The sequence below is a fragment of the Aureimonas sp. Leaf427 genome, from assembly GCF_001425485.1.
Classification (GTDB): Bacteria; Pseudomonadota; Alphaproteobacteria; order Rhizobiales; family Rhizobiaceae; genus Plantimonas.
Map to the genome: position 1 here is coordinate 343,783 of NZ_LMQW01000001.1, position 17,260 is coordinate 361,042.

The window sequence follows — 17,260 nt, forward strand, 5'->3', positions numbered from 1 at the left end:
CCCGAGATGCGCGGGGATTTCGCCCCGCCCGGAAAGGATTCGATGTCGAGCCAGATCATTCCCGTCGAACCGTTCGACTATGTCGTCTTCGGCGGAAACGGCGATTTGGCCGAGCGCAAGCTCCTTCCCGCCCTCTACCACCGCGACGACGACGGCCAGATCCCCGCGGAATCGCGCATTATCGGCGCCTCCCGCACGGCTTTGTCGGACGACGATTTCCGCGCCTTCGCCAGGGCCGCGATCGAAGAGCACGTCGCCGCCGCCGACCGGCACGAGGACTCGGTCGAGCGCTTCGTCCAGCGCCTCTACTACCGGCAGGTCGACGCGCGCTCCAACAATGGCTGGGACCAGCTGAAGAGCCTTCTGGAAGAGGGCGGCGGGGATCGCGTCCGCGCCTTCTATCTGGCCGTCGGCCCCGCCCTCTTCGGCGACTTCGCCTCGAAGATCGCGGAAAACGGCCTCATCACCGAGAAGACCCGCCTCGTGGTGGAGAAGCCGGTCGGCCGGGATCTAGCCTCCGCGCGCGAGCTGAACGTCATGATCGGCCGCCACTTCCGCGAAGACCAAGTGTTCCGCATCGATCACTATCTCGGCAAGGAGACGGTGCAGAACCTCATGGCGCTGCGCTTCGCCAACATGCTCTACGAGCCGCTGTGGAACTCCAGCCACATCGACCACGTCCAGATCACGGTCGCCGAGAGCGTCGGGCTCGAGGGCCGCGTCAGCTATTACGACAAGGCCGGCGCGCTGCGCGACATGGTGCAGAACCACATCCTGCAGCTTCTCTGCCTCGTGGCGCTGGAGCCGCCGGCGGCGATGAACGCCGACGCCCTGCGCGACGAGAAGCTGAAAGTGCTGCGCGCGCTCCGGCCGATCGACGCCGGCAATGTCGAGAGCCGCACGGTGCGCGGCCAGTACAAGGCCGGCGCCTCCAACGGCTCGGCCGTGAAGGGCTATCTCGACGATCTCGGCGATGCCGACAGCCAGACCGAGACCTTCGTCGCCATCAAGGCCGAGATCGGCAACTGGCGCTGGGCGGGCGTGCCCTTCTACCTGCGCACGGGCAAGCGCCTCTCGCAGCGCATGTCCGAGATCGTGGTGACGTTCCGCTCGATCCCGCATTCGATCTTCGAGCGCTCCGCCGGAAACGTCGTGCAGAACCAGCTCGTCCTGCGCCTCCAGCCGGACGAGGGCGTGCGCCAGTGGCTGATGATCAAGGACCCCGGCCCCGGCGGCATGCGCCTTCGCCACATCCCGCTCGACATGACCTTCGCCGAATCCTTCAACACGCGGAACCCCGACGCCTACGAGCGCCTGCTGATGGACGTGATCCGCGGCAACCAGACGCTCTTCATGCGCCGCGACGAGGTCGAGGCGGCCTGGGAATGGGTCGATCCGATCCTGAAGGCCTGGGACGAGAAGGCGATGCCTGCACAGAGCTACACGGCCGGCACCTGGGGCCCCTCCTCCTCCATCGCCCTCATCGAGCGCGACGGGCGCACCTGGCACGAGCCGGACTGACCGGGCTCCCAACGACACAAGCCGCGCAAGCGAGCGAACGGGCAGGGAGACCGGCATGAACAGCGTGTTTCACAGATACGAGTCGCGCGAGGCGCTGGCCGAGGCGCTGGCGGCCGGCGTCGCGGCGGTTCTGGTCGGCGGCATCGCGACGACGGGCGCGGCGACGCTCGCCGTCTCCGGCGGCTCCACCCCGAAGCTCTTCCTGGAAACGCTCGGCCGCGCCGAGATCGACTGGAGCGCCGTCACGGTCACGCTGGTCGACGAGCGCTGGGTGCCCGCAGACCACGCGCGCTCCAATGCGGGCTTCCTCGCCCGCCATTTCCTGAAAGGCCCCGCCGCGGCCGCGCGTTTCGAGCCGCTCTATGCCGAGACCGAGACGCCCGAGGAATCCCTTTCCGATCTCACCGCCCGCATCGGCGGCCTGCACCATCCGTTCGACGCCGTCATCCTCGGCATGGGCGCCGACGGGCACACGGCCTCCTTCTTTCCCGGCGCGGACAAGCTGGCCGAGGCGATCGACCCGGCTAATCACAGCCCGCTCGCGGTGCTCCGCGCCGAGGGCGCCGGCGAGCCGCGCATCAGCCTGACGCTCGCCCGGCTGGTGGACGCGCATTTCCTCGCCCTCCACATCGAGGGCGACGAGAAGCTCGCCGTTCTGGAGACGGCCAAGGGCGACGGTCCCGTCGAGGATCTGCCCGTCCGCTCCGTGCTGCGCGCGCCCCGCGAGGAGCCGCTGCAGGTCTTCTGGACGCCGGCCGGCGCACCGGCCTGAGCGATGCCGGACGGGCTCCGCCCAGCTTGGAACCGCTCTGAATTTCAATCGATTTAGCGTTTGTTCTTCGCTATGATCGCGCTGCAATATCGAACCTTCGCCGACACGCGCCCCGGCCGAACCGGCCCCGCTTTCGAGAGGCATGAGCTGACATGACCGCCGACCGCCGCATCGAAGAGATCACCGACCGCATCCGCGAGCGCTCCGCCAAGACGCGCGAGACCTACCTCTCGCGCATTCGCGCCAAGGGCGCGGAAAAGCCGGTGCGCTCGCATCTCACCTGCGGCAACCTCGCCCACGGCTTCGCCGCCTGCGGCCCGACGGACAAGGAGCGGCTGACGGAGAACCGGGTCGCCAATCTCGGCATCGTCACCTCCTACAACGACATGCTCTCGGCCCATCAGCCCTTCGAGACCTACCCCGAGATCATCCGCCAGACCGCGCGCGAGGCCGGCGCGACGGCGCAGGTCGCCGGCGGCGTGCCCGCCATGTGCGACGGCGTCACGCAGGGTCAGACGGGCATGGAGCTGTCGCTCTTCTCGCGCGACATCATCGCCATGTCCGCCGGCGTCGGCCTCAGCCACGACATGTTCGATGCGGTCGTCTATCTCGGCGTCTGCGACAAGATCGTCCCGGGCCTCGCCATCGCCGCCCTCACCTTCGGCCATCTGCCCGCGATCTTCATTCCCGCCGGCCCGATGACCTCGGGCCTGCCGAACGACGAGAAGAGCCGCGTGCGCCAGCTCTACGCGGAAGGCAAGGTCGGCCGCGACGCGCTGCTGGAGGCGGAGTCCAAATCCTATCACGGGCCGGGCACCTGCACCTTCTACGGCACCGCCAATTCCAACCAGATGCTGATGGAGATCATGGGCCTGCACACGCCGGCCTCCTCCTTCGTCAATCCCAACACGCCGCTGCGCGACGCGCTCACCAAGGAGGCGACGCACCGCGCCCTCGCCATCACTGCGATGGGCAACGAATACACGCCGGCGGGCCTCGTCGTGGACGAGCGGGCGGTCGTCAACGGCGTCGTCGGCCTCCACGCGACGGGCGGCTCGACCAACCACACGATGCACCTCGTCGCCATCGCGCGCGCGGCCGGCATCCAGCTCACCTGGAACGACATTTCCGACCTCTCGGACGCCACCCCCCTGCTCGCCCGCGTCTATCCGAACGGGCTCGCCGACGTGAACCACTTCCATGCCGCCGGCGGCATGGGCTTCCTCATCCGCGAGCTTCTCGACCACGGCCTGCTGCACGACGACGTGCGCACCGCCTGGGGCCAGGGCCTCAGGGCCTATGCCGTCGAGGCCAAGCTCGGCACGGACGGCTCGGTCGTGCGCACGGCGGCGCCGGTAGAAAGCGGCGACCCGAAGGTTCTGACGACGGCCGACAAGCCCTTCTCGACCAATGGCGGGCTGAAGATGCTGACCGGAAACATGGGCAAGGCGGTCATCAAGGTCTCCGCCGTCAAGCCCGAGCGCCGCGTCGTCGAGGCGCCTGCCAAGGTCTTCCACGACCAGGACGAGCTGAAGAAGGCCTTCGACGCCGGCCAGCTCACCGGCGATTTCGTCGCCGTCGTGCGCTTCCAGGGACCGCAGTCCAACGGCATGCCGGAGCTGCACAAGCTGACGCCGCTTCTCGGCGTGCTTCTCGATCGCGGTCAGAAGGTCGCCCTCGTCACGGACGGGCGCATGTCGGGCGCCTCCGGCAAGGTGCCGGCGGCGATCCACGTCACGCCCGAGGCCAAGGCCGGCGGCATCATCGGGCGCATCCGCGAGGGCGACATGATCCGCCTCGACGCCGAGAAGGGCACGCTGGAAATCCTCGTCGGCGAGGCCGAGCTGGCGGGCCGCCCGAATGTCGAGGCCGACCTTTCGGCCAACGAGTTCGGCCTCGGCCGCGAACTCTTCGCCACCTTCCGCGCCGCCGTCGGCCCGGCCGACCAGGGCGCCAGCGTCTTCTTCAACTGATCGACATACGTCTCGAAAGAAAAAGGCCCGGGCGACAGCGCCCGGGCCTTTTCGTTTCCGGAAGATCGCCGCCGTCGCTTATCCGAGGCGGCCGCTCGTCGCCTTGCGCCGGCGGATTTCGGCGATGGTCTCGCGGATCGAGGCGATGTCGTGCGCCAGCTCCGCCGCTTCCGCTTTGGGCGCACGGGCGGGCGCGGAACCCGCTCCCATCTGCGACAGCGCCCGCACGCGCTCGCGGAGCTTGGCCCGGTCCTCGGCTTCCCCGCTTTCGACCGGCGGGACGGCCCGAGCGGGCGCCGGCGCCGGTTCCTCGAAGATCTCGGCGGGCGCGCGGCGAAGCAGCTGGCCTTCGCGGGCGGCCTCGGAGCCGAGCGGCGCCGGGCTCGACGCGGGCTCCGCCGGCTCGCGCACGCTGGCCTCGATCGCTCGGGCCTCCACCTCGACCGGGACCGCCACCTCGTTCGGCGGGCTCGCGACGTCGGGCTCCGCAACAATTCGGGGCAAGCGAGAGGCGCGGTCGAGCTCGGAGACGCCCTCCATCACCGCCGGCTCCAGGCGACGGTCGGGCGCGCTCGGCGCGGTCTCGGGCGTCTCAAGAGGCCCCGACGGGGCCGGCGCTGCGGCGGCAAGATCCCGGCGCGGAGCGGCCGTCGCGGCGCCCGTCAGAACCTTCAGGACGGCGAGCACGGTGGCGAGCGCGATCCCGGCCGCGAGGCCCATGACGAGACCGGCGAGGAGGACGATCTTCTTCGACATGCCGGACGCCTCGAACGGCGTGGTCGCATCGGAGATCACGCGGACATTGGCGGTGTTGAGGCTCTCCTGCTCGCTCGTCTCGCGGGCCCGCAGCAGAAACGCCTCGTAGACGGCGCGCGAGGCATCGACCTCGCGCTCCAGCTCGCGAAGCTTCACGAAGGAGCCGGACGTTTCCACCTGCTTGGCCTTCAGCTCCTCGATCTGGGCGGTCAGGTTGCGCTCGGTCTCCGTGGCGCGGGCAAGCTCCGTCTGGGCGGCCGCGACGATGCGGCCGAGCTCGCCGGCGATCGCCTGACGCGCGGCGCCGAGCGCGCCCTCGGTCGCGATGCGCTGGGGATGGCGCGGCCCGAGCTTGGTCGCCAGGATCGCGGCCTGCTGGGCGAGATCCGAATAGCTCTGGCGCAGCCGCACCAGCGCGGCCGAGGCCAGCTCTTCCGGCAGCGTGCCGCGCACCACGTCCTCGACGCTCGCCCGGCGCATGGAGTCGGCGCGCACGCGAAGGCCGGTGATGTCGCCCCGCGCCTTGGCGAGCTGGTCGTTGATGCGCACGATGTAGTCGTCGTCGACCAGTCGCCCGCCGACGCCGATCAGCGCGTTGCGGCTCTTGTAGTCCTCCACGCGCCCCTCCGCCTCGACGACGCTGCGGCGCAGCTCCGACAGGCGCGAGGAGAGAGAATCGGTCGCCCGGCGCGCCGTGTCGGACTGGACGCGGCCCTGCTCGGCGATGAAGACTTCGGCGGTGATGTTGGCGATCTCCGCCGCCTTCTGCGGATCGATGCTGGCGACCGTGAGATTGATGACGAAGCTCTTGGTCTCCCGCGCGACCGTCAGCGCATGGCGCAGGCGGTCGATCACCCGCAGCTCGCGTTCGCGCAGGGCGGCATCGGGGTTCGACAGGATGGAGGTGAAGACCGACGGCAGGAGCGAAGCGATGCCCGTCTTCAGCTGGCCGTTGAACTCGGGATCGCTTTCGAGCCCCGCCTTGGCCGCGACGCGCGACAGGACGTTGTTGGACAGGATGACGGAGGTCTGGCTCTCGATCAGCGCGAGCGTCGCCTCGGAGGGCAGCCCGTTCGGCGTCACCTCGTTGGCGACCACCTTGATGTCGCGCGGGTCGATGAGGATCTGTGTCGTCGCCTCGTAGACCTTGGGCGTCGTCAGGGCGACCGCGAGGGCGCCGAGAAGCCCGAGCAGTCCGAAGAGGAGCACGAGCCCGCGCGAGCGCCAGATGGCCCCCGCCAGATAGACCGGATCGAAGAGCGGCGAGGGCGACGGCACCGCACGCCGCTCGCGTGGCCTTGCCTCGCTCGCAGGGCTCGCGGACGCTGGGATCTCGGAGGTGAACATGCGACGGCGGTCCCGCGAGAGTCGAGTGACGGTCTTGGCACCGGCGCGACGATGCACGATGCGCCGACTCCAGCCCTTTGCCGACCTTAAGCGAACATGGCTAACGCTCGGTTAACACCTGGTGCGTGTGGCAAGCCTTCCTTCACACCTGCAACCGCCTCTCGATCAGCCCGTGCCAGCTCTTGGGTTTCAGATCGGCGTCGAGCGGCAGCGGGCGGCAGGGCTTGCCGTCCGGGCGCGGCATGGTGCCGGGAATCCAGCTGTAGCGATCGGTGATGCCCCAGGCGACGACGGCCTCGGGCGGGCCGGCCGCGAAGACGCCGTCGAGAAGATCGCCGACGATTCTGTAGGCCGCCGCGTCCTGCTCCTCGGCGCCGCCCTCGATCTTCCAGTCGATGACGTCGAGTTCGGTCACGAGCAGGCGCACGCCCAGCCGCTTCAGCGCTTGGCCGAAGGCGGCGAGCGCTTCGACGTCGATTTCCTGTTCGGCATAGAGGTGGCCCTGGATGCCGACGCCGTCGATGCGGATGTTCGCATCCTGGAGCTGGCGCACGATGGAGAGCGCGATCTCCCGGCGCAGGTCGAAGCGCGGGCCCTTGAACTCCAGATCGTAGTCGTTGAGGACGAGCCGGGCCTTCGGGTCCGCCCGCTCGGCGGCTCTGAAGGCGATCGGGATGTGCCGCGGGCCCAGGACGCGCAGCCAGCTCGTGTCGCGCAGCAAGGCCCGGTCCGTCGGCTCGAAGGCGATGGCCTCGTTGACGACGTCCCAGCTCGTCATGCGGCCGCGATAGCGGTCCATCACCGTCTCGATATGCCCGACGAGAACGCGCTCCAGCTCCGCCGGATCGTCGATCGCCTCCATCCAGGGCGGCGTCGCGCCGAACCAGAGAAGCGCATGCCCGCGCGTGGAAAGACCGTTGGAAAGCGCCAGATCGACGATCCGGTCGGCCGGCCCGAAGCGGAAGGTCGCGGCATCGGGCCTCAGAAGATCGGCCTTCAGCTCGTTCATCGGCATGACGAGATCGCAATGGTCGAGAAAGGCCTGAACGTAAGAGGGATCGCTGTCCATATGATCCGACATCAGCGCCCCACCGAAGAGCACCTTGCCGCCGGAAGCCCGCGCCGGGCCGGGCCGGCTCGCGAGCGCCCCGGCGGCGGCCCCCGCCCCCGCCGCCAGGAACGAACGGCGCGTTAAGCCGGATGGCCTAGACTCCGCGTTCGGTGCGGCCACGGCCGGCGATCCGGCAAGGCTCCGGGCGTCCCGTCCTGTCGTGATGCCCATCGGTCGTCTCGCTAAAGGGTGGGAAATGGTTGCGCTTGCAGACTGGACGGCAAGGCTTAAGGGCAACCTAAGCGGGCTGCGGAGCTACGCCTTCCTCCTCGGCGGCTCGGCCGGGCGTCTCGTCCTGTCGCTGGCCTATTTCGTCTCGGTGGCGAACGGGCTGACGGTCTCCGATTTCGGCCTCTTCGCCACGGCCTCGGCGACCGGCATCGTCCTCTCGCGCATCGCGGGCCTCGGCTTCGTCTCGCCGCTCTACCGCGTCGCCACCGTCAAGCCGCAGCTGATCGGCACCTACACGGTGGGACTCGGACTTGCCGTCCTCGCCTCGCTGCCGCTCGTCGCCCTGGCGGCGGCCGGCTTCTACCTCGCCTTCTTCATGGGCCAGATGAGCCTCGGCGCGTTCCTCGCCATCATCGCGGCGGAGATCTTCTGCTGGCGGCTTCTCGAAGTCGTCGTCATCGTCAACAACGGCATCGGGCGGTTCGGGCGCGGCGCCTCGATCGTCGTCGTCGGCTCGGCGGTCCGGGCGCTCGCGGCCGTCGCCTTCGCCGCCTTTTCCGACCATTCGCTCCTCTCCTGGAGCCTCGCCTATCTGGCGGCCAACGCGGCGGTCGCGGCCCTTTCGGTCGCCCTCTTCTATCCGCCCTGCCGCCTTCGCTTCGCGCCCCGGCTCTATCTGGCGCGCTGGCGCGACAGCGTCTCGGTGGCGGGCGCCGAGATCGTCTTCTATCTCCAGTCCGAGCTCGACAAGCTGCTCGTCCTCTCCCTCGGCGGCCCCCATATCGCGGGCATCTACGCCATCGTCATGCGCCTCGTGGACCTCACGGCCCTGCCCATCCGCTCCTTCTCGACCATGATCGTGCAGAAGCTGATGAAGACGCCGCAATGGCTGGATCGCTGGCGCATCCGCTGGTCGATCGAAGGCGGCATCGCGGCCGTCTCGATCGCCGGACTCGCCGGCCTCGGCGGCTTCCTCCAGGTCTTTCCGAACGCGCTCGGCGGAAACGTGGCGGGCGCGGCGCCCCTCGTCCTGTCGGCCCTGCTCGTGCCGGCCTTCCGCAATCTCGTCGAATATCAGAGCGAGCTTCTCTATGCGCGCGGCCGCACGACGGTGCGCGCCCTCGTCCTCGCCCTGGTCGGCCTTATCAAGGCCGGGCTCCTCTTCATCCTGCTGCAGACCTTCGACGACAGCGGCACCGGCTGGATCGTCGGCTTGAACGGCCTCTTCCTCGTGCTCTGGATGGTCTCGGCCGCCGCGACCTACACGGCCTTCGACTGGGCTCCGTCCCGCAGGCTCAGGCGGCGGTCCTTCGGTCTCGATCCAGCCCCGCTGCCCGGCGAATGAGGGCGAGATCGGTGCCGAGGAAGGACTGGATGCCGATTGCCACCTGATCGGGGCCGAGCGCCCGCATGAAGGCGCCGAGCGAGGCCTCGTCCAGCGCCTCGCCGCTCCAGAGCGTGCTGCAGCGCTTGAGATCGGTCGCACGGTGCAGGTCCGGCCGCCCCTCCACTTCCTCCACGAAGCGGCCGTAGATCGTGTATTCCGAGATCGCCCGCGTGCCCGCCAGCGTCCGCGCCCAAGACCGGCCCGTCACCGCCTCGATCCGCGCCGTCATGGCGCGCACGCTCTGCGTGCGCCAGGCGGCGAGCGAGGAGATGTAGTCGGTCTCGGTGACGTCCGGCCCGGCAATGCCGAGAATCCGCCCGGCGAGGCGCGACCAGGACCGGTGCTTGTCCAGAACCGGATCGTGCGCCGGAAGCCCGCGGGGAATGCGGTAGAACTCCGTGACGCCGCCGGCCTCGAAGAGCCCCGCGTCGAAGTCGCGCACGACCACGGCGTCCGAATCCAGCGTCACCATCACGTCTTCAGAAAGCGCCGCGCCGATGGCGATGCGGCGCAATTGCTGGACGTGCCAGCCGCGCAAGGGCGGGCCGAAGGGCGAGAGCCAGATGCGGCGGCGGCCGAAATTCGTCGGATCGGGAAAGACGCGGAGCCATCGCGGCAGGAGGTCGCTTTCGGCGACGATCTCGCGTTTCGGCCCCGCGAAGGGCCGAAACAGCGCGAGATCGGCATCCTCGACGAGAACGAGATGGCGCGTGTGGCCCAAGACCCGGGCGTCGATGCTCTCGCAGAGCAGGGCGAACCGTTCGAGGTCGCCGCGATAGCTGGCGGTTACGAGAGCGACGGACAAGGATCTTCGTCTCCGATGGGGCTCGTCGGCATCCGGCCTCTCAGCCGCCGCGATCCTTGCGCCACCACAGCGCGATCATCCGGGCCAGAAAGGTCGGGTTGCCCAGGATGTAGCGCTTCCACAGGCGCCGCGGCTCGATCATCATGCGCCAGATCCATTCCATCCGCATCATACGCACGAGGGCCGGCGCCCGCGAGACCTTGCCGGCGACGAAATCCAGAAGCGCGCCGACGCCGATCGCGATGGTGCACTCCTCGCCGGACAGATGCTCGGCGATCCAGAGCTCCTGGCGCGGAACGCCGAGCGCGACGATCGCGATATCGGGCTTCAGCGTCCTCAGCGTGGAGAGCACGACCTCGGTCTGCAGGCCCTCCTGGAAATAGCCGTGTGACACGACCGCGAACCGGTGTTGCGGGCACGCCTTGACGAGGCGCGCGCAGGCCTCGTCGGCGACGCCCGGCTCGGCGCCGAGAAGCGCGACGCTCAGCGGCCGGCCCGTCTCGGCGAGGAGATAGGGCACGAAGTCGGTGCCGTTCAAATTCTCGCAGAACGGTGTGCCGTAGAGGAGCTGCGAGGCGATATCGATGCCGATGCCGTCGGGCAGGATGACGAAATCCTCCAGCGAGCGCCGGTAGGTCTCGGACTCGAAGGCAAGGTTCACGCAGTGGGCGTTGAGGAAGCCGACCTTGGTGAAGATCTTCGCCTCGATCCGCGCCATCAGGATGCGCCGCGCCTCGTCCGCCGCGACGGAGATGACGTCGACCCCGCCGATGCGGCGCGGCGCCTGCGAGAAGAAGGCCGGCTCGGCGGCCACGCGCAGGGAAAATGGAACTTCGAGATTCATTGTCCGCCCACCCATCCCGAATGGAACTCCCGCGCCTGAAAGCTCGGAGCGGCCCGCGACGCGCCGGCGGCCTTACGCGGCCGGCTCAGCGCCGCATCGAGGATCGCCAGCCCCCGCCCGATGCCCGAGGCCAGCGCCGCGCGCTGCCGCTCGGCGAAGGCCGCGCCGTCGACGCGAAGGCTGCGGCCCTCCCGGTCCAGATGGACCATCGCCTCCAGCCCCGCGGCGAACCCCTCCGGCTCGTCCGCGACGACGACATTGTCCGGCACGGCATCGACGCCCCGAAGCGCCGGCGTCGTCGCCACGGCCGGCAGGCCCTCCTCGAAGGTCTCCAGCGTCTTCAGCTGGATGCCGGTGCCGCCCTTGGTGGCGAGCGCGATGACGCGCGAGCTGCGCACGAAGGCCTGCGCATCCGGCACGCGGCCGAGAAAGCGCACGTTCTTCGGCGCCCGCGGCGGCGCGCCGTCGAAGCGGCCGGCAATGGCGATCGTGAGCGTTTCCGGCAGATGCGGCACGACCTCGGCCAGAAACCAGTCGAGCCCGACGCGGTTCGGAGCCCAGCTCCAGCTGCCGATGAGGCCGATATCGTAGCGGCGCGCCTCGTCCTCGGCAGCAGCCGGCCGGCCGAGCGTCAGCGCCAGCGGCTCGTAGCGCGGATCGCCGTCGAGACCGAGGGCGCGGCCGTCGTCGCGGCTCAGCGTGTGGATCGCGGCCGCATCCCGGCAGATGCGGGCCTCCGCCGCCTCCAGAAGCCGCGCCTCGCGCTCGTAGAGATAGCGTGCGAGCCTCGAGCGCGCATTGCGGGCGTTTTCCGCCGCCGTGCGGTGCTCGACATTGTGGGCGACGAAGATCGAGGGCTTGTCGCGCGCCAGCATCGGATAGGCCGTCGGCATCTGGATGGAGTTCAGGACATAGCCATCCACCGGCCCCGCCGCGGCCAGGCGCTCGCGCATCAGCCGGTCTCCCAGCCCATGCAGCTTGGCGGCGGCGACGGGCAGGCCGGAGCGCAGGGCATGGGCCACCCAGGCCGCCTTGCGGCCGCGCGTGGCGAGCGCGTTCTCGATGATCAGTTCGCCGAGCGGCACCTCGCCGGGCACCGGCATTCTCGACCCCGGCAGGCGGAAACCGGCGAACGAGACCCGCGCGCCCTGGCGCCTCAGCTCCTGCGCGATCGCGCGGTTGGCCAGCTCGAACCCCGAGGCCGGATCGTGGTCCGGCAGAAGAGAACTGATGAAGAGCAGGTGCATCGCTGAGCGCCTCGTTCGCTAACAAGGTCAGGCTTACGATGGCCCTCGCCACGCTTCCGCTAAACGCATCGTTCAAATTTTACACAACCCTCAGTTCCTTTCGGCCCGACCCGCTTCAGCCCTTGTTGAGAGTTTGCGCCTAGTCTTTGCCAAAGCCGCGTCGAAGCTGGCTCGTCCTGTTGCCGGATGCCGTCATGACGAAGACCGTCACCATCGAAGTCCGCTCCCCGGGGCTGGAGGATACGGCGCCCCGCGTCGTCGTCACGCTGCCGACCTTCCGCCGTCCCGAGCACCTCCTGAAGACGCTGGAATCCCTGGCCGCCCAGACGCTGGCCGAGCCCGTCGCGATCGTGGTGATGGAGAACGACGCGGAGCGGCGCGAGGGTCTTCGGGCCGCCGAGCCGCTCTTCCGCTCGGGCCGGCTGCGCGGCCTCGTCCTCGTCGCCCACGATCGCGGCAACTGCTTCGCCTACAATGCCGGCTGGGAGACGGCGCTCGCCGAGTTTCCGGCGATGGAGCATCTCCTCGTCATCGACGACGACGAGATCGCCGTGCCCGACTGGACGCGCAGCCTCGTCGGTCTCGCCGACGCGACCAAGGCCGACATCGTCGGCGGCCCGGTCCTGCCGACCTTTCCGCTCGAGCGCGGCGCGCGGCTGAAGCGCCACCCGGTCTTCACGCCGCCCTACGACACGAGCGGGCCGGTGCCGATCCTCTACGGCTCGGGCAACGTCCTCATCCGCCGGCGCGTCCTGGAGACGATGGCGCGGCCCTATCTCGATCCCGCCTTCAACTTCATCGGCGGCGGCGATGCCGACTTCTTCGCGCGCTGCCGCCGCCAGGGCTTCTCCTTCGCCTGGTCGCAGGAGGCGATGATCGCCGAGACGACGCCGGCCCGGCGCATGGAGTTCTCCTGGCTCCAGCAGCGGGGCCTTCGCGAGGGCGCGCTCTCCACCATCATCGAGCGGCGCGGCGCGAAGAACCCGGCCGCGCGGGCGAAGACGCTCCTCAAGAGCGGGGCGCTCCTGGCGCTGGCGCCGCTTCGCTCCGCGCGCCTCGCATTGCGCACGCGCTCGCTCGTCATCGGCCTCTATCCGATGAATGTCGCCATCGGCCGGTTCCTCGGCGAATTCGGGCTGGTCCATGAGCAATATCGCCGTCCCGAGCAGAACTGAGCCGTCGCGGGCCGCCGTCGACGCGCTGCGGACGGCGCTGGCGGCGATCCTCCTCGCCGCCCTGATCCTGACGCTGACGCCCTTCGCCGTGTCCGACAGCGCGGCCGAGGCCTCCGCGCAGGCGGCCGGCAACATCCTGAACCAGCTCGGCTACGCGATCCTCGCCCTGCTGGCCCTCGCCTCGCACATGCTCTTCACCGACCGCCTCGTGGCGCGCTCGCTCCTGCGCCCGGCCTGGTTCCTGATGGCGCTCTGCATCCTCTATTCGGTGACGCAAGCTCTCGATCCCGCTCAGACCTTGCGCGCGGCGCTCTTCACCATCATGGCCATGGTCGCCGCCACCGCCGTCGTGACACTGCCGCCCGACGCCGCGTCCTTCCGCTCCGCGCTGTCTGCGGCCGCGCTCACCGTTCTTAGCCTCTCCTATCTCGGCCTTCTCCTCAGGCCCGATCTCGCCATCCACCAGGCGGTCGGCGAGGAGGCGCAGCATGCGGGCCTCTGGCGCGGCGCCTATCCGCACAAGAACCTCGCCGCGCCCATCATGGCCGGGCTCTTCTTCGCCGGGCTCTATCTCGTGCGCAGCGGCGAGCGTCGCGTCGGCTGGCTGGTGGCGCTGGCAGCAGGGCTCTTCGTCCTGAAGACCGGCTCCAAGACCTCCACCGCCCTCGTGCCGCTGGTCGCCATGCTCGTCGTCTTCGGAAGCCGGATCGGAGGCCGCATCCTGCCCGTCGCGGTGCTCTTCCTCGCCATGGGCGGCATGGCGCTGATGACGCTCGGCGCCGTGCTGTCCCCGACCCTCGACGGCATCCTCCAGACCCTCCTGCCGGGGACGACCTTCACCGGGCGCATGGACCTCTGGCGTTTCGCGCTCGACACGATGGCCTCCCGCCAATGGACGGGCTTCGGCCTCGAATCCTTCTGGATGACGTCCAACGTCTTCGGCGCGGAAATGCCGTTCGAACTGTCCTGGGACCCGCGCGGCATCGTCAACGGCCATAGCGGCTATCTCGACGTCGCGATCGCCATGGGCTGGCCGGCGCTGGGCGTGGCGGTGCTGGTACTCCTCGTCCTTCCCATGCGCGACTACCTGAAGAGCCCGGAGGGCGGCGAACACCGTCGCATGGCCGATCTCTTCCTGATGATCGTCGCCTTCGTTCTCCTCAACTCCTTCCTCGAAAGCTACTTCTTCCGGCGCAACGATCCCGTCTGGATGATGCTCTGGATCTCCATCGTGGGCCTGCGCCTCGTCTCCCGGTTTCCCATCCGCTCCTGAATCTTCGCATAAGCGCCGCCGGGCGCTTGGCGTTGCGGAACAAGTTCCTACCTGCGGCATAAGGGACCGCTTGCCGACGATGGATGCCGAATGGATAACCTGCGCCTGGACGGGGTCGACGAAGACGACCTCGCCATCATTTCCGCCCATTGCCAGGACGCCATCGTGCGGGCCGAGGAGTGCCAGTATCTGGAGGCGGAGGGCCGCTTCGTGATGGCGATGAACCGCTTCGTCTGGGAAAAGGCGCAGGAGCGGTTTCGCGTCTCCGTCTTCCGCCGCCCCGACTACGAGCGCCGCCGCGCCGTCCTGCATTTCGACCGGGTGCTCTCGGTCAAGCGCCAGGGCGTCGATCCGCGCGCGGCCGATCAGGTCCTGTCGCTGCTCGCCATCCGCTTTTCGTCGGCCGAGGCGCCGTCGGGCTCGATCGAGCTTGTCTTCGCCGGCGGCTCCGCGATAAGGCTCGACGTGGAATGCGTCGAGGCCCGGTTGACCGATCTCGACGCGGCATGGTCGACATCGGCGCGGCCGGACCACGACGCGGACGCCGAATAGCCGGGCGAACGGGGCGGCGGAGCCGCGAGCCGCGCTCGGGGGAGAAGACGCATTTGCCCGTCAGGCTGAACGCCGCCGACGCCGATTTCGAGGACCGCTTCCGCGCGCTCCTCGGCGCCAAGCGCGAAGTGTCCGAGGATGTCGACGCCACCGTGCGCGGCATCGTGGCGCGCGTGCGCACCGAGGGCGACGCCGCGCTGATCGAACTGACCCGCCGCTTCGACGGGCTGGACCTGACGCCGCAGACGCTGCGCATTCCCCAGGACGAGATCGAGGCCGCCTTCCGCGCGACGGCGCCGGAGACGCTGGAGGCGCTGACGCTCGCCCACGAGCGCATCCGCAGCCACCACGAGCGCCAGCGCCCCGCCGACGACCGCTACACGGACGCGCTCGGCGTCGAGCTCGGCTCGCGCTGGACGGCGGTGGAATCGGTCGGCCTCTACGTTCCCGGCGGCGCGGCAAGCTATCCGTCCTCGGTTCTCATGAACGCCGTGCCGGCCAAGGTCGCGGGCGTCTCGCGCATCGCCATGGCCGTCCCGGCCCGCGCGGGCGAGCTGAACCCGCTGGTCCTCGCCGCCGCGCGCATCGCCGGCATCGACGAGATCTATCGCATCGGCGGCGCGCAGGCCGTGGCGGCGCTCGCCTACGGCACGCAGACGATCCCGCCCGTCGCCAAGATCGTCGGCCCCGGCAATGCCTTCGTCGCTTGCGCCAAGCGGCAGGTCTTCGGCACGGTCGGCATCGACATGATCGCCGGCCCGTCCGAAGTGCTCGTCATCGCCGACGGCGCCAACGATCCCGCCTGGCTCGCGGCCGATCTCCTCGCCCAGGCCGAGCACGACGAGGCCGCGCAGTCGATCCTCCTCACCGACGATCCCGCCCTCGCCGACGCGGTGGAAGCCGAAGTGGAGCTCCAGCTCCGGCGCCTCTCCCGCCGCACGACGGCCGAGACGAGCTGGCGCGACTTCGGCGCGATCATCCTCGTGCCCACGCTGGACGCCGCCCCCGCCCTCGCCGACCGGATCGCCGCCGAGCATCTGGAACTGGCCGTCGAGGACCCCGAGCCGCTCTTCGCCCGCATCCGCAATGCCGGCGCGGTCTTCCTCGGCCGGCACACGCCGGAGGTCATCGGCGACTATGTCGGCGGCTCCAACCACGTCCTGCCGACGGCGCGCTCGGCGCGCTTCTCCTCGGGCCTCTCGGTGCTCGACTTCGTCAAGCGCACCTCGATCCTGAAGCTCGGCCCCGACCAGCTGCGGGCGCTCGGGCCCGCCGCCATCGAGCTGGCGCGCGTCGAGGGTCTCGACGCGCACGGCCGTTCCGTCGCCATCCGGCTCAACCTCTAGCGCCCGAGGCCGGAATGGCGACAGCAACCGACAATCCCCACCGCCTGATCGACATCGAGCTCGACGACACGATCGGCCGCGCGACGCCCGATGTCGAGCACGAGCGGGCGGTCGCGATCTTCGACCTCATCGAGGAGAACGCCTTCCGCCCGGCGGGCCTCGAAAAAGGGCCCTACAAGCTCCGCCTGTCGCTCCTGGAAAAGCGCCTCGTCTTCGACATCCGCGATCAGGCAGGCGAAGGCCTCGTGACGCACATCCTCTCGCTGACGCCGCTCAAACGCGTCATCCGCGACTATTTCCTGATCTGCGACAGCTATTACGAGGCGATCCGCTCGGCCACGCCCTCGCAGATCGAGGCGATCGACATGGGCCGCCGCGGCATCCACAACGACGGATCGGAAACCCTTCGCGAGCGGCTGGCGGGCAAGATCGAGGTCGATCGCGACACCGCGCGGCGGCTCTTCACCCTCATCTGCGTCCTGCATTGGCGCAACTGACATGGCGCCGGGCGTAGAGAAGCCGGACGGCGAAGACCGCAGGACGCGCGTCTCTTCCGTGCTCTTCGTCTGCGGGATGAACGCGATCCGATCGCCGATCGCCGAGGCGCTCGCCAAGTCGCTGATGCCCCGCACCTACGTCGCCTCCGCCGGCGTGCGCAGCGGCGAGCGCGATCCCTTCGTCGACGTGGTACTGGCCGAGCGCGGCCTCAGCCTCGGCGACCGCGCGCCCCAGCGCTTCGAGGATCTGGCCGACAGCTATTTCGACCTCATCGTCACCATGGCGCCCGAGGCCCACCACACCGCGCTCGACGCCTCCGGCGGTGCCGCCGTCGAGGTCGAGTTCTGGCCGATGCCCGATCCCTCCGTCGCCACCGGCAGCCGCGAGGCGATCCTCGACGCCTATCGCGACGTCGTCGCCCGCATCGAGGCCCGCCTGCGCAAGACCTTCGTCACCGACTGAGCCCGACCGGAGCCTCGGGC

General features: G+C 69.6%; 15 protein-coding genes. 10 read left to right on the top strand and 5 right to left on the bottom strand.

Translation table 11 applies throughout. The features are described from left to right. The first annotated feature begins 42 nt into the window (after positions 1-42). The 3 genes from zwf (at position 43) to edd (ending at position 4,266) form a co-directional block, all read left to right on the top strand. Positions 43-1,521, top strand: coding sequence for a glucose-6-phosphate dehydrogenase (zwf, locus tag ASG62_RS01425; RefSeq protein ID WP_056694504.1), 1,479 nt, complete (start codon positions 43-45; stop codon positions 1,519-1,521). Positions 1,522-1,576: 55 nt separating this feature from the next. After that, entirely contained in the window at positions 1,577-2,293 is a 717-nt protein-coding gene (gene pgl, locus ASG62_RS01430) for a 6-phosphogluconolactonase (RefSeq protein ID WP_056694502.1), read from the top strand. A gap of 152 nt (positions 2,294-2,445) precedes the next feature. After that, entirely contained in the window at positions 2,446-4,266 is a 1,821-nt protein-coding gene (gene edd / locus ASG62_RS01435) for a phosphogluconate dehydratase (protein ID WP_056694500.1), read from the top strand. A 78-nt stretch (positions 4,267-4,344) separates the two neighbouring features. Here edd and ASG62_RS01440 read toward each other — a convergent pair whose 3' ends face one another. Both ASG62_RS01440 and ASG62_RS01445 read right to left on the bottom strand, forming a co-directional pair. Continuing rightward, the gene (locus ASG62_RS01440) at positions 4,345-6,369 is read right to left on the bottom strand and encodes a GumC family protein (RefSeq protein WP_082537183.1); all 2,025 of its coding nucleotides are present in this window, start codon (positions 6,367-6,369) and stop codon (positions 4,345-4,347) included. Between the two features lie 142 nt (positions 6,370-6,511). After that, positions 6,512-7,651 (bottom strand): endo-1,4-beta-xylanase, encoded by a 1,140-nt coding sequence (locus ASG62_RS01445; RefSeq protein ID WP_082537182.1) that lies wholly within the window; start codon positions 7,649-7,651, stop codon positions 6,512-6,514. Positions 7,652-7,676: 25 nt separating this feature from the next. Between ASG62_RS01445 and ASG62_RS01450 the strand changes: the two genes are divergently transcribed. After that, entirely contained in the window at positions 7,677-8,996 is a 1,320-nt protein-coding gene (locus ASG62_RS01450) for a lipopolysaccharide biosynthesis protein (RefSeq protein ID WP_056694497.1), read from the top strand. Here ASG62_RS01450 and ASG62_RS01455 read toward each other — a convergent pair. From ASG62_RS01455 to ASG62_RS01465, 3 genes are read right to left on the bottom strand one after another with little or no spacing between them, the layout of a single operon-like run. After that, entirely contained in the window at positions 8,947-9,843 is an 897-nt protein-coding gene (locus tag ASG62_RS01455; protein WP_056694495.1) for a DUF6492 family protein, read from the bottom strand. The two genes, ASG62_RS01450 and ASG62_RS01455, sit on opposite strands and share 50 nt — an antisense overlap. A 40-nt stretch (positions 9,844-9,883) precedes the next feature. Then, positions 9,884-10,702 (bottom strand): WecB/TagA/CpsF family glycosyltransferase, encoded by an 819-nt coding sequence (locus ASG62_RS01460; protein WP_244487566.1) that lies wholly within the window; start codon positions 10,700-10,702, stop codon positions 9,884-9,886. Then, complete coding sequence (locus ASG62_RS01465) at positions 10,684-11,934, bottom strand: glycosyltransferase (protein ID WP_056694492.1); 1,251 nt, start codon at positions 11,932-11,934, stop codon at positions 10,684-10,686. Before ASG62_RS01465 ends, ASG62_RS01460 begins: the two co-directional genes overlap by 19 nt. 194 nt (positions 11,935-12,128) lie before the next feature. Between ASG62_RS01465 and ASG62_RS01470 the strand changes: the two genes are divergently transcribed. The 6 genes from ASG62_RS01470 (at position 12,129) to ASG62_RS01495 (ending at position 17,240) form a co-directional block, all read left to right on the top strand. Continuing rightward, on the top strand, positions 12,129-13,109 hold the full coding sequence (locus tag ASG62_RS01470) for a glycosyltransferase family 2 protein (RefSeq protein ID WP_056694967.1): 981 nt from the start codon (positions 12,129-12,131) through the stop codon (positions 13,107-13,109). Then, positions 13,078-14,382, top strand: coding sequence for an O-antigen ligase family protein (locus tag ASG62_RS01475; protein ID WP_056694490.1), 1,305 nt, complete (start codon positions 13,078-13,080; stop codon positions 14,380-14,382). The genes ASG62_RS01470 and ASG62_RS01475 overlap by 32 nt, the downstream gene beginning before the upstream one ends. Positions 14,383-14,472: 90 nt before the next feature. Beyond that, positions 14,473-14,934, top strand: coding sequence for a DUF2948 family protein (locus ASG62_RS01480; protein ID WP_056694489.1), 462 nt, complete (start codon positions 14,473-14,475; stop codon positions 14,932-14,934). Between the two features lie 53 nt (positions 14,935-14,987). Next, on the top strand, positions 14,988-16,280 hold the full coding sequence (gene hisD, locus ASG62_RS01485) for a histidinol dehydrogenase (RefSeq protein ID WP_056694487.1): 1,293 nt from the start codon (positions 14,988-14,990) through the stop codon (positions 16,278-16,280). A 14-nt stretch (positions 16,281-16,294) separates the two neighbouring features. Continuing rightward, positions 16,295-16,777, top strand: coding sequence for a UPF0262 family protein (locus tag ASG62_RS01490; protein WP_056694486.1), 483 nt, complete (start codon positions 16,295-16,297; stop codon positions 16,775-16,777). A 1-nt stretch (position 16,778) separates the two neighbouring features. Beyond that, entirely contained in the window at positions 16,779-17,240 is a 462-nt protein-coding gene (locus ASG62_RS01495) for a low molecular weight phosphatase family protein (protein WP_056694483.1), read from the top strand. Positions 17,241-17,260 lie beyond the last annotated feature (20 nt).

Excerpts from the sequence above, each read along its gene's own strand:
- zwf (WP_056694504.1), top strand. The coding sequence starts at position 43 with ATGTCGAGCCAGATCATTCCCGTCGAACCGTTCGACTATGTCGTCTTC.
- pgl (WP_056694502.1), top strand. The coding sequence starts at position 1,577 with ATGAACAGCGTGTTTCACAGATACGAGTCGCGCGAGGCGCTGGCCGAG.
- edd (WP_056694500.1), top strand. The coding sequence starts at position 2,446 with ATGACCGCCGACCGCCGCATCGAAGAGATCACCGACCGCATCCGCGAG.
- ASG62_RS01440 (WP_082537183.1), bottom strand. The coding sequence starts at position 6,369 with ATGTTCACCTCCGAGATCCCAGCGTCCGCGAGCCCTGCGAGCGAGGCA.
- ASG62_RS01445 (WP_082537182.1), bottom strand. The coding sequence starts at position 7,651 with ATGGGCATCACGACAGGACGGGACGCCCGGAGCCTTGCCGGATCGCCG.
- ASG62_RS01450 (WP_056694497.1), top strand. The coding sequence starts at position 7,677 with ATGGTTGCGCTTGCAGACTGGACGGCAAGGCTTAAGGGCAACCTAAGC.
- ASG62_RS01460 (WP_244487566.1), bottom strand. The coding sequence starts at position 10,702 with ATGGGTGGGCGGACAATGAATCTCGAAGTTCCATTTTCCCTGCGCGTG.
- ASG62_RS01465 (WP_056694492.1), bottom strand. The coding sequence starts at position 11,934 with ATGCACCTGCTCTTCATCAGTTCTCTTCTGCCGGACCACGATCCGGCC.
- ASG62_RS01470 (WP_056694967.1), top strand. The coding sequence starts at position 12,129 with ATGACGAAGACCGTCACCATCGAAGTCCGCTCCCCGGGGCTGGAGGAT.
- ASG62_RS01475 (WP_056694490.1), top strand. The coding sequence starts at position 13,078 with ATGAGCAATATCGCCGTCCCGAGCAGAACTGAGCCGTCGCGGGCCGCC.
- ASG62_RS01480 (WP_056694489.1), top strand. The coding sequence starts at position 14,473 with ATGGATAACCTGCGCCTGGACGGGGTCGACGAAGACGACCTCGCCATC.
- ASG62_RS01490 (WP_056694486.1), top strand. The coding sequence starts at position 16,295 with ATGGCGACAGCAACCGACAATCCCCACCGCCTGATCGACATCGAGCTC.
- ASG62_RS01495 (WP_056694483.1), top strand. The coding sequence starts at position 16,779 with ATGGCGCCGGGCGTAGAGAAGCCGGACGGCGAAGACCGCAGGACGCGC.